This is a genomic window from Mesorhizobium sp. 131-3-5 (assembly GCF_016756575.1).
Lineage (GTDB): Bacteria > Pseudomonadota > Alphaproteobacteria > Rhizobiales > Rhizobiaceae > Mesorhizobium > Mesorhizobium jarvisii.
Map to the genome: position 1 here is coordinate 690893 of NZ_AP023254.1, position 10690 is coordinate 701582.

Sequence of the window (10690 nt, forward strand, 5' to 3'; positions counted from 1 at the left end):
AGACGACAATGCGTGATTTCCAGTTTCCCGGCCGCTCCCCGGTTCGTGCCACGCAAGCGATTGCCGCGACCTCACACCCGCTTGCGACCCTTGCCGCGATCGAGATGCTGCGTGCCGGCGGCAACGCCATGGACGCCGCCGTCTGCGCCGCCGCCGTGCAGGGCGTGGTCGAGCCGCAATCGACCGGCATTGGCGGCGATTGCTTTGTCCTCTACTGCCCGAAGGGACAAGGCGACGTGCTGGCCTTCAACGGTTCGGGCCGCGCGCCCGCCAAGGCCACCGTCGACTGGTACCTCGACAAGGGTTTCAGCGAGCTTCCCAAGCAGGGACCTCACGCGGTGACCGTGCCGGGCGCCATCGACGCATGGTGCCGGCTGCTCGATGACCATGGCAGCAAGGACCTTGCCGAGGTGCTGGCGCCGGCCATCCATTATGCCGAGGACGGCTATGTCGTGCATGACCGCGTCGCCTTCGACTGGGCGGACCCGGAGATCGACCTTACCGCCGACGAACACGCCGCGCGCATCTTCCTGCCAGGCGGCCAGGCGCCGAAGGCCGGCGACATCCACCGCCAGCCGGAACTCGCCGCCACCTTGCGGATAATCGCAAAGCATGGCCGCGTCGGTTTCTACGAAGGCGCCGTTGCCGACGACATGGTGCGCCGGCTCAACGAACTGGGCGGGCTGCATAGCCACGAGGATTTTGCCGCGACCAAGGGCGACTATGTGGCGCCAGTCAGCACCGCCTATGGTGGCTATGACATCCACCAGATGCCGCCGAACAACCAGGGGCTGACGGCGCTGCTGATGCTGAACGTTCTGTCCGGCTTCAAGCTCGGCGGCCTCGACCCCAACGGCGCCGAGCGCCTGCATCTGGAGATCGAGGCCGGTCGCCTGGCCTATCAGGACCGCGACCGTTTCGTCGGCGACCAGGACCAGGTTCATGTGCCGATAAAGCAGCTCCTGTCCGGCGCCTATGCCGACCGGCTGCGCGCCGAAATCCATCGCGACCGCGCCATGACGCATCTGCCGCGCCTGGAGCTGCCGGGCAGCGACACGGTCTATATCTCGATCGTCGACCGCGACCGCAATGCGGTCTCCTTCATCAACTCGACCTATTATTCCTTCGGCAGCGGTGTCGTCGGGCCGAAGACCGGTGTCGTGCTGCAGAACCGTGGCTCGAGCTTCCGCCTCGACCCGGCGCATCCGAACGCGATCGCGCCCGGCAAGCGGCCGATGCACACGATCATGCCGGGCATGGCGACCAGGAATGGCCGCGTGGTGATGCCTTTCGGCGTCATGGGCGGCGGCTACCAGCCGTTCGGCCATGTCCATCTCCTGACCAACATGATCGACTTCGGCATGGACCCGCAGCAGGCGCTGGATGCGCCGCGTGTGTTCTACAATGATGACACGGTGGAGGCGGAGCGCAGCGTTCCCACTGCTGCGATCGAAGGCTTGCGCGAGCGCGGCCATCGCGTCGTCGAGCCGTACCAGCCGCTCGGTGGCGGCCAGGCGGTGCTGATCGACTGGGACAAAGGCACGCTGACCGGCGCCTCCGATCCGCGCAAGGACGGCATGGCGCTGGGATATTGAGGGCCGCCGGCTTCACACTGTGTGTCGCTGCTGGATTTCGACAGATTGGAACAATAGTCGGTGACCATGAGCACGAATTCAAAAGACCTTTCCCATCGCCTCGCCGCAGGCGCCGACGACGCGCCGGCGATCCTGGCGCCCGACAGGGCGACGCTGACCCATGGTGGGCTGCGCGCCCTGATCAAGGCCACGTCCGAGCGGCTGCATGCGCTCGGCATCGGCCGGGGCGACAGGGTGGCGATCGTGTTGCCGAACGGGCCGGAGATGGCCACCGCCTTCGTCGCTGTGGCGGCGACAGCCTCGACGGCGCCGCTCAATCCTGCGTACCGCGCCGACGAGCTGGATTTTTACCTGACCGATATCGGTGCCAAGGCAATCCTGGTTTCGGAGACCGAGACCGGTCCGGCGGTGGCGGTTGCCGAACGTCTCGGCATCGGCGTGCTCAGGCTTGTCGTGCAAGCCGACGCGCCTGCCGGCTCCTTCACCATCGAGGGCGCGGCGATCGGCCCACAGGCGGCGCCCGACATGGCGCGGGAAGGCGACATCGCGCTTCTGCTGCACACATCGGGCACGACATCGCGGCCCAAGCTGGTGCCGCTCAGCCATGCCAACATAGCCGCTTCGGCCACCCATATTGGCGCAACCCTTGGCCTGAGCGCCGATGACCGCTGCCTCAACATCATGCCGCTGTTCCACATTCACGGCCTGATTGCCGCGGTGCTGTCGTCGCTGGCTGCGGGCGGCAGCATCTACTGCACGCCAGGCTTCAACGCGCTGCGCTTCTTCCAGTGGCTCGCCGATGCCAGGCCAAGTTGGTACACGGCGGTGCCGACCATGCACCAGGCGATCCTGCCCCGAGCGGCGCGCAATGCAGAAGTGCTGGCGGCGGCGCGCCTGCGCTTCATCCGCTCGTCCTCGGCATCGCTGCCGGCGCAAGTGATGGGGGAACTGGAAGCGACCTTTGGCTGTCCGGTGATCGAATCCTACGGGATGACCGAGGCGGCGCACCAGATGGCGTCGAACCGGCTGCCGCCGGGCCAGCGCAAGCCGGGCAGCGTCGGTGCCTCCGCCGGCCCGGACGTGGCTGTCATGGCGCCCGACGGGCGGTTGCTGAAAGCCGGCGAGACCGGCGAGATCGTCATTCGCGGACCCAATGTCACGGTGGGCTACGAAAAGAACCCGGATGCCAACGCCACGGCTTTCGCGCATGGCTGGTTCCACACCGGCGACCAGGGCGTGCTTGACGAGGACGGCTATCTCCGCGTCACCGGACGGCTGAAGGAGATCATCAACCGCGGCGGCGAAAAGATCTCGCCGCTCGAGGTCGACGATGTGCTGATGGATCATCCGGCGGTGGCGCAGGTCGTCACCTTCGCCATGCCGCATGACAAGCTCGGCGAGGAGGTGGCGGCGGCCGTGGTGCTGCGCGAAGGCATGATCGCCACCGAAAGCGACATCCGCAGCCATGCCGCCACGCGGCTCGCCGACTTCAAGGTGCCGCGCAAGATCCTGATCCTGGACGAGATCCCCAAGGGCGCGACCGGCAAGCTGCAGCGCATCGGGCTTGCCGCCAAGCTCGGGCTCTAATGCATGTCGCTTGGAAGTGTCCTCGGTTCCAAGATAACGACATGCATGAAATAAAAGGCCACTAAGATGAAGATCACCATTTTCGGCGCCGGCGCCATCGGCGGCTATCTCGCCGCCAAGCTGGCGCTCGCCGGCCGTACCGACCTGTCGATCGTCGCGCGCGGCGCGCATCTGGAAGCGATCCAGGCAAACGGCCTGCGCCTGATCGAGGACGGCGAGGAATCGGTTGCGCCTGTGAGAGCCGCCGCCAACGCCGAAAAGCTCGGCGTCCAAGACATTGTCGTGCTGGCGCTGAAAGCCCATTCGCTGACCCCGGCGCTTGACCAGATCGCGCCGCTGCTCGGGGATCACACATCCGTCGTCACCATGCAGAATGGCGTGCCATGGTGGTATTTCCATCAACTGGGCGGGCCGCTCGAAGGCACAAGGCTGAGCGCGGTCGATCCCGGAGGGGCGATCTGGCAGCGGATCGGGCCGGAGCGCGTCATCGGCTCGGTCGTCTATCCCGCCGTCGAGGTCGACGCGCCCGGCCTCATCCGCCATGTCGAGGGCAAGCGGTTCTCGCTCGGCGAGCCCTCGGGCGAACGCAGCGAACGGGTGACGCGACTGGCGGAGGAAATGGTCAAGGCCGGCCTGCAGGCGCCGGTGCGCGAGGATATCCGCAGCGAAATCTGGGTGAAGCTGTGGGGCAACCTCTCCTTCAACCCGATCTCGGCGCTGACCGGCTCCACGCTTGCCGCAATCGTCGCCGACGAAGGCACCCGCGCGCTTGCCCGCACGATGATGCTGGAGGCGCAAGCGATCGGCGAAAGCCTCGGCGTGCGTTTTCCGATCGGGGTCGACCGCCGCATCAAGGGCGCCGGCGATGTCGGCGAGCACAAGACCTCGATGCTGCAGGACCTGGAACGCGGCCGACCGATGGAAATCGACGCGCTGGTGAGCGCGGTGCAGGAGCTTGGCCGGCTGACGGACAAGCCGACGCCGACCATAGACACGGTGTCAGCACTGGTGCGCCGGCTGGCAGTGGAGCGGGGGTGTTACGGGTGATGGCGGCACGGCGGGCCGAACCTTGACGCGCTGACGCCCTGCCCAACATATCGTGGGCCGCCCTCGTTGCCGATCCGAGATGGGCGTGCCGAAACAGATATGCCCTGACCCGCATCCAGCCTTTGGTATCAAGGAACCGCCTCCATGCTCCGATATGCCTGCCTCTTCGGAATTCTGGCCATGACAACGGCTCATCCAGCGATGGCGCAGAGCGATGATGAAATGAAAGCGTGCGTCGACCGGTCCGGCGGTGCCACGTCGGAAATGCTGGATTGCGGGAAAGTCGAGATCGACAAGTTCGATGCCAGGTTGAACGCGGCTTACAATACGCTGATGCATCGCGAACAAGGCCCTCAACGTGCCCGGTTGCAGCGCGAGCAGCGCGCCTGGCTGAAACATCATCTGCGGGAAGCGCATCGTCTTGCCGCCGATCCGAACAACGGATCGGCCGCTTTCCTTACATCTCAAAGCTTTGAATTGGACGATTTGAGCGCGCGCACAGCCGAACTCGAAAAACGTGTCCAGCAAAACCCGTAGTCGCTCAACCGGGGGTCATCGTTCGCCGGCACCCTGGCGTGGCCCGATCAATCGCGCCCGGTCGATCTGGAACTGATCAGTGCTTGCCCTGTCGCTTGAGAAGCCGCGCATAAAGTTCGCCGACAATGCCGCGCCGGAAGACCAGCACGCACACCATGAAGATCAGCCCGGTGGCGATGGTCACCGGGAAACCGGAGGTGGCAAGCGTGTTCTCCAGCCCGACGACGAGGCTGGCGCCGACAATCGGCCCGACCATAGTGCCGATGCCGCCCAGAAGCGTCATCAGGATCACCTCACCCGACATCTGCCAGGTGACGTCGGTGAGCGTGGCGAACTGGAAGACGATCGCCTTGAGGGAGCCTGCCAGCCCGGCCAGCGCCGCCGACATGACGAAGGCGCCGAGCTTGTAGTTGGCGACGGAATAGCCCAGCGAAATGGCGCGGCTCTCGTTTTCCCGGATCGAGCGCAGGATCATGCCTAAGGGTGAATTGACGATGCGCCAGATGGCGAAAACGCCGATCAGGAATACCGCGAGCACGAAGTAATACATATTCAGCGAGACGTTCAGGTCGAGGACACCGAACAGCATGCCGCGCGGTACGCCCTGAATGCCGTCCTCACCCTCGGTGAAAGGCGCCTGCACGCTGAAGAAGAAGAACATCTGTGATAGCGCCAGGGTGATCATGGCGAAATAGATGCCTTGCCGGCGAATGGCGAAGAAGCCCATGACCAGGCCGAGCAGCGCGCCGCCCGCCATGCCGAGCAGGATGCCGGCTTCCGGCGGCCAGCCCCACACCTTGACGGCATGCGCGGTGAAATAGGCGGCGCCGCCAAAGAAGGTGGCGTGGCCGAACGACAGCAGGCCGGTGTAGCCGAGCAGGAGATTGAACGCGCAGGCAAGCAGCGCGAAACACAGCATCTTCATCAGGAAGATCGGGTAAACCAGGAAGGGCGCTACCAGCAGCGCCGCTATGCCGAGCCCGACCAGCGTCCATTCGAGCCATGCCGGGGTTCCGGCTGATGTCTCGCGACGCGACAGCCCGGCCATGTCAGATGTCCCTTCCGACATGTCAGGCATCCCTTCCGAACAGGCCGGCCGGCCGGACCAGAAGCACGATCGCCATGATGACGAAGACCACGAGGTTGGAGGCCTCGGGATAGAAGACCTTGGTCAGGCCCTCGGCGAGGCCGAGCATGTAGCCGGTGACGATCGCGCCAAGAATCGACCCCATGCCGCCGATGACGACGACCGCGAAGACGACGATGATGAGATCCGATCCCATCAGCGGGCTCACCTGATAGACGGGGGCGGCCAGAATGCCGGCAAGCCCGGCAAGGGCGGAACCGAGGCCGTAGGTCAGTGTCAGCAGCAACGGTACGTTGACGCCGAAGGCCTGGACGAGACGGGGATTCTCGGTTGCCGCGCGCAGATAGGAGCCGAGCCTGGTCTTCTCGATCAGCGCCCAGGTTCCGAAGCAGACGATCAGCGAGGCGACCACGACCCAGCCGCGATAGTTGGGCAGGAACATGAAGCCGAGATTGGTGCCGCCCGCAAGCAGCGGCGGCACGGCGTAGGGGTTTCCCGACACGCCGTAGTAATAGCGGAATATGCCTTCGAGCACGAGCGCGAGACCGAAGGTGAAAAGCAGGCCATAGAGCGGATCGGTGTCGTAAAGCCGCGACAGCGCCAGGCGCTCGACCACGATGCCGAAGAGGCCGACGATCAGCGGCGCGAGGATCAGCGCGGGCCAATAGCCGATGCCGAGATGGGTCAGCAGCAGGTAGCCGACGAAGGCGCCGAGCATATACTGGGCGCCATGGGCGAAATTGATGACGCGCAGCAAGCCGAATATGACGGCCAGACCCAGGCTCAGCATGGCGTAGAAGGAGCCGTTGATCAGCCCCACCAGCAATTGGCCAAGCAGTGCCTGGACGGGGATTCCGAAGATCATCGTCATGGCGTCCTCATACACCCAGAACGTCGTGGAGCTGCCCCATGCGGTTCGTCAGTTCGCCGACCGGGAACCCGGCGACGACCTTGCCGTGCTCCATCAGGTAGAAGCGATCGGCGACACGGCTGGCGAAGCGGAAATTCTGCTCGACCAGCAGGATCGTCATGCCGCGCTTCTTCAACGTCACCAGCAACTCGCCGATGCGCTGCACGATGACGGGAGCCAGGCCCTCGGTCGGCTCGTCGAGAAGCAGCATCTTGACGCCGGTTCGCAGCATGCGGGCGATCGCCAGCATCTGCTGTTCGCCGCCCGACAGCCTCGTGCCGGGACTGTTGCGGCGCTCCTTCAGATTGGGGAAGAGGTCGAATATCTCCGCGACGCTCATGCCGCCCTCGGCGACGACCGGCGGCAGCACCAGATTCTCGTCGACCGTCAGCGTCGCGAAAATGCCGCGCTCCTCCGGCACGAAGCCGATGCCTTGATGCGCGGTGCGGTGCAGCGGCAGGCGCATCAGATCCGCACCGTCGAAAACGACCTCGCCGGTCCGAGTGCGGATCAGCCCCATGATGGCGCGCAGCGTCGTCGTCTTGCCGACGCCGTTGCGGCCGAGCAGCGTGACCGTCTCGCCCGCAAACACCTCCAGATCGACGCCGTGCAGCGCATGGCCCTCGCCATACCAGGCGTTGAGGCCGCGGACCGCAAGCAGGGGGGCGGCACTAATCATCGGCGGTGCCCATGTAGGCGACCTTCACGCGCTCGTCGCGGCTGACCGTCGCGTAGTCGCCGGCGGCGAGCACCTCGCCGCGCTGCATGACGGTTATCCAGTCGCAGAGATCGGCGACAACAGTCAGATTGTGCTCGACCATCAGCACCGCGCGCTCGCTCGCCACCGAACGGATGAGGTCGGAAATCATGGCGACGTCCTCATGCCCCATGCCGGCCATCGGCTCGTCCAACAGCAGCACCTTCGGGTCGAGAGCCAGGGTCGTGGCGATCTCCAGCGCGCGCTTCCTTCCATAGGAAAGATCGCCGGCCAGCCTGTTCCTGGCGTCGTCGAGACCAACGGAGCGCAACAGTTCGACGGCTCGCGGCGTCAGCCTATCGAGCGCCGCCAGGGAACGCCAGAACTGGACGCCGAGCCCACCCGGCCGCTGCAATGCGACGCGCACATTGTCGAGCACGCTAAGGTGCGGAAAGATCGCCGATATCTGGAACGAGCGCACCAGCCCCATGCGCGCCACCTTTGCCGGTGGCGTGCGGGTGATGTCGTGGCCGAGCAGTTCGATCCTGCCGCTGGTCGGCGCCAGGAACTTGGTGAGCAGGTTGAAAACGGTCGTCTTGCCGGCGCCGTTAGGCCCGATCAGCGCATGGATGTTGCGATGGCGGACGTCGAGATCGACATTCCTGACGGCGACGAAGCCGGCAAAATCACGCCGCAGCCCGCGGGCGGAGAGCACCACCGGCGGCTCGTCGGCGTTGAGATCAGACGGCGCCACGGGCCGCGCCGATCACTGGGCCGCGGTTGGACAGCCGCTTTCCTTCTCGCTCAGGAAGGCCTCGTTGCCGGGGATGGTTGCGAGATATTTGTAATAGTCCCAGTCCTTGGTGCTCTCGCTGGGCGCCTTGACCTGGTAGAGATACATGTCGTGGACCATGTTGCCGTCCGCCTGCACCTTGCCGTTGGTCGTCACGGCGTCGTCAACCGGCATCGAATGCAATTGCTTGGCGACGGCCTCGGTCTCGTCGGTGCCGGCTTTGTCGATCGCCTTCAGATACTGCGTCACCGCCGAATAGGTCGCGGCCTGGATCATGTTCGGCATGCGGTTGGTGCGTTTGAAAAAGCGCTGTCCGAATTCGCGGCTCTTGTCGTCGCGATCCCAGTAGTAGCCCTCGGTCAGCACGACGCCCTGCGCGGCCTGAAGGCCCAACCCATGTACCTCGGCCAGCGTGAACAGAAGTGCCGCAAGGCGCTGGCCGCCCTGGACAATGCCGAATTCGGCCGCCTGCTTGATGGAATTGGACGTGTCAAGGCCGGCATTGGCCAGCCCGATGACCTTGGCGCCCGACGACTGCGCCTGCAGGAGGAAGGATGAATAATCGGTCGACCCCAGAGGATAACGCACTTCGCCCAGCACCTTGCCGCCGTGGCTCTCGACGAATTTGGCGGTCTGCTCCTTGAGCGAATAGCCGAACGCATAGTCGACGGTGACGAAGAACCAGCTGTCGCCGCCCTGCTGCACGAGGGAGCCGCCGGTTCCCACCGCCTGCGAATGGGTGTCATAGGCCCAGTGGAAGCCGTAGGGCGAGCATTGCTTGCCGGTGAGATCGGTGGTTGCCGCGCCGGTAACGATGTCGATCTTCTTCTTTTCCTTGGAAATCCCCTGGACGGCGAGCGCGACCGATGAGGTTGTCAGCTCCATGATGGCATCGACCTGTTCGGTGTCGTACCATTGCCGCGCGATGTTGGAGGCGATGTCAGGCTTGTTCTGATGGTCGGCGCTGATGATCTCGATCGGCGCGCCCTGTACCTTGCCGCCGAAATCCTCGACCGCCATCTTGGCCGCCTCGACCGACCATTTGCCGCCGAAATCGGCATAGACGCCGGATTGATCATTGAGGATGCCGATCTTGACTTTTCCGTCGGAAATTTCAGCGGCCGAGGCGGGGATAGCGGCCGCGGCAAGAAGCGCGGCGGAAACGAAATAGCATACCTTCATTATCGACTTCCTCCCATGATGAATCCGACCGTTCCCCCGGACGATCACCAGCAAGCGGTATTGAACATGAGCAAGATGGGGATGAACGGCAAGGGGCCGATGCGGATTTCTGGTTCGAAGCAGCCCTTCCTCGCCGGGAGTTTACCGAGGGCAGCCAAGCCGATTGGCGATCACGCCAGCCGGAAACCTCGGAAGCAGCAAGACTATGTGAACCGTGACCGGCGGCTTGGCGAGACCGCGCGTCCATGCCCACGAACTTAGTCGGGAGTATTGACTCGACCGCCGGAGTCGCAACGCTTAGATTGCGTACGGATCACTAGCCTTTCCACGGGGGAAGCCAACTGAGGTATCAGGGTGGCTTTGGCAATGAACAGGTCGATAACTGCCATTACTGTGACGCACAACAGCGCGCATACCGTGCGGGGCGCGCTCGCTCGCCTGCCTCCAGGGGTGGAGATCGTATGCGTCGACAATGCAAGTACTGACGATCTTTCCACCGCGCTGTCCGGCCTTGCCGTTCATCGTATCGACAATCCTGTAAACCTCGGCTTCGGGCGCGCCTGCAACATCGGGGCGGCGGCGGCGACGGGGGAGTTTCTGCTGTTCGTCAACCCCGACGTGCGTCTTGGGACGGACGCCGTCGATGCGCTCATGCAGGCGGCTGAACGCTATCCAAATTGCGGCGTCTTCGTGCCGCGCACCAATACGGTGGATGGCCGGCTCTGGTTTCGCGAGGAGAGCGAGATCGATCGCCTTTCCGGCGTGTCGCTGCCCACACGCATCCGGCAGGTCTGGGGAGATTGTTGCGTCCGCTTCGTCAATGGCGGCGTGTTTATGATCAAACGAACGCTCTTCCTCGATACGGGCGGGTTTGACGAGGATATTTTCCTGTATTTCGAAGATGACGACCTTTCATATCGTCTGCTGCAGCGTGACGAACCCATGATCCTTGTCAGCGGCGCGCATGCTGTCCACGACATTGGCACGTCGGTTGCGCAATCAACCCGGTCGCGCATTTTCCGGTATCGCTCGAAGATGCGATCGGAGATCCACTTGCGCAAGAAATACGGCATCGCCTATAGCCCGTTTGTGGACATACTCCGTTACTCGACGAAAATTGGCTTCTATTGCCTGACGCTTAATCGAAACAGATTGATCAATTCCCTGGGCCGACTGATTGGCATATTCGACAGCATCCTTGACCGATCGCGCGCGAATCGGAACGGCGGCTATGTCGCCTGACGCTGCCGACACG

At 64.1% G+C, this 10690-nt stretch carries 10 protein-coding genes; 5 read left to right on the top strand and 5 right to left on the bottom strand.

Annotated elements, in window-relative coordinates:
* Positions 1–8: 8 nt before the first annotated feature.
* The 4 genes from ggt (at position 9) to JG747_RS03295 (ending at position 4766) form a co-directional block, all read left to right on the top strand.
* Positions 9–1595, top strand: coding sequence for a gamma-glutamyltransferase (gene ggt / locus JG747_RS03280; RefSeq protein ID WP_202361140.1), 1587 nt, complete (start codon positions 9–11; stop codon positions 1593–1595).
* A 66-nt stretch (positions 1596–1661) separates the two neighbouring features.
* Positions 1662–3182 carry an acyl--CoA ligase gene (locus JG747_RS03285; RefSeq protein WP_202361141.1) on the top strand — a complete coding sequence of 507 codons (1521 nt, stop codon included), beginning with the start codon at positions 1662–1664 and terminating at the stop codon, positions 3180–3182.
* A gap of 66 nt (positions 3183–3248) precedes the next feature.
* On the top strand, positions 3249–4229 hold the full coding sequence (locus JG747_RS03290) for a 2-dehydropantoate 2-reductase (protein WP_202361142.1): 981 nt from the start codon (positions 3249–3251) through the stop codon (positions 4227–4229).
* Positions 4230–4373: 144 nt separating this feature from the next.
* Complete coding sequence (locus JG747_RS03295) at positions 4374–4766, top strand: lysozyme inhibitor LprI family protein (protein WP_064985303.1); 393 nt, start codon at positions 4374–4376, stop codon at positions 4764–4766.
* Positions 4767–4842: 76 nt separating this feature from the next.
* Here the strand turns inward: JG747_RS03295 and JG747_RS03300 are convergent, their stop codons facing one another.
* Genes JG747_RS03300 through JG747_RS03320 form a run of 5 tightly spaced genes read right to left on the bottom strand, consistent with a single transcriptional unit; the run spans position 4843 to position 9435 of the window.
* A complete protein-coding gene (locus JG747_RS03300) occupies positions 4843–5814 on the bottom strand; it encodes a branched-chain amino acid ABC transporter permease (RefSeq protein ID WP_202362223.1) in 972 nt (323 codons plus the stop codon).
* Positions 5815–5836: 22 nt separating this feature from the next.
* Positions 5837–6724 (bottom strand): branched-chain amino acid ABC transporter permease, encoded by an 888-nt coding sequence (locus tag JG747_RS03305; RefSeq protein WP_069090670.1) that lies wholly within the window; start codon positions 6722–6724, stop codon positions 5837–5839.
* Positions 6725–6731: 7 nt separating this feature from the next.
* Positions 6732–7442 carry an ABC transporter ATP-binding protein gene (locus JG747_RS03310; protein WP_202361143.1) on the bottom strand — a complete coding sequence of 237 codons (711 nt, stop codon included), beginning with the start codon at positions 7440–7442 and terminating at the stop codon, positions 6732–6734.
* Positions 7435–8214 carry an ABC transporter ATP-binding protein gene (locus JG747_RS03315; protein ID WP_019862403.1) on the bottom strand — a complete coding sequence of 260 codons (780 nt, stop codon included), beginning with the start codon at positions 8212–8214 and terminating at the stop codon, positions 7435–7437. Before JG747_RS03315 ends, JG747_RS03310 begins: the two co-directional genes overlap by 8 nt.
* Positions 8215–8226: 12 nt before the next feature.
* Entirely contained in the window at positions 8227–9435 is a 1209-nt protein-coding gene (locus tag JG747_RS03320) for an ABC transporter substrate-binding protein (RefSeq protein WP_019862401.1), read from the bottom strand.
* 366 nt (positions 9436–9801) lie between these two features.
* Between JG747_RS03320 and JG747_RS03325 the strand changes: the two genes are divergently transcribed.
* Positions 9802–10677, top strand: coding sequence for a glycosyltransferase family 2 protein (locus tag JG747_RS03325; protein ID WP_032920834.1), 876 nt, complete (start codon positions 9802–9804; stop codon positions 10675–10677).
* The last annotated feature ends 13 nt before the right edge of the window (positions 10678–10690 follow it).

Excerpts from the sequence above, each read along its gene's own strand:
- ggt (WP_202361140.1), top strand. The coding sequence starts at position 9 with ATGCGTGATTTCCAGTTTCCCGGCCGCTCCCCGGTTCGTGCCACGCAA.
- JG747_RS03285 (WP_202361141.1), top strand. The coding sequence starts at position 1,662 with ATGAGCACGAATTCAAAAGACCTTTCCCATCGCCTCGCCGCAGGCGCC.
- JG747_RS03290 (WP_202361142.1), top strand. The coding sequence starts at position 3,249 with ATGAAGATCACCATTTTCGGCGCCGGCGCCATCGGCGGCTATCTCGCC.
- JG747_RS03295 (WP_064985303.1), top strand. The coding sequence starts at position 4,374 with ATGCTCCGATATGCCTGCCTCTTCGGAATTCTGGCCATGACAACGGCT.
- JG747_RS03300 (WP_202362223.1), bottom strand. The coding sequence starts at position 5,814 with ATGGCCGGGCTGTCGCGTCGCGAGACATCAGCCGGAACCCCGGCATGG.
- JG747_RS03305 (WP_069090670.1), bottom strand. The coding sequence starts at position 6,724 with ATGACGATGATCTTCGGAATCCCCGTCCAGGCACTGCTTGGCCAATTG.
- JG747_RS03310 (WP_202361143.1), bottom strand. The coding sequence starts at position 7,442 with ATGATTAGTGCCGCCCCCCTGCTTGCGGTCCGCGGCCTCAACGCCTGG.
- JG747_RS03320 (WP_019862401.1), bottom strand. The coding sequence starts at position 9,435 with ATGAAGGTATGCTATTTCGTTTCCGCCGCGCTTCTTGCCGCGGCCGCT.
- JG747_RS03325 (WP_032920834.1), top strand. The coding sequence starts at position 9,802 with ATGAACAGGTCGATAACTGCCATTACTGTGACGCACAACAGCGCGCAT.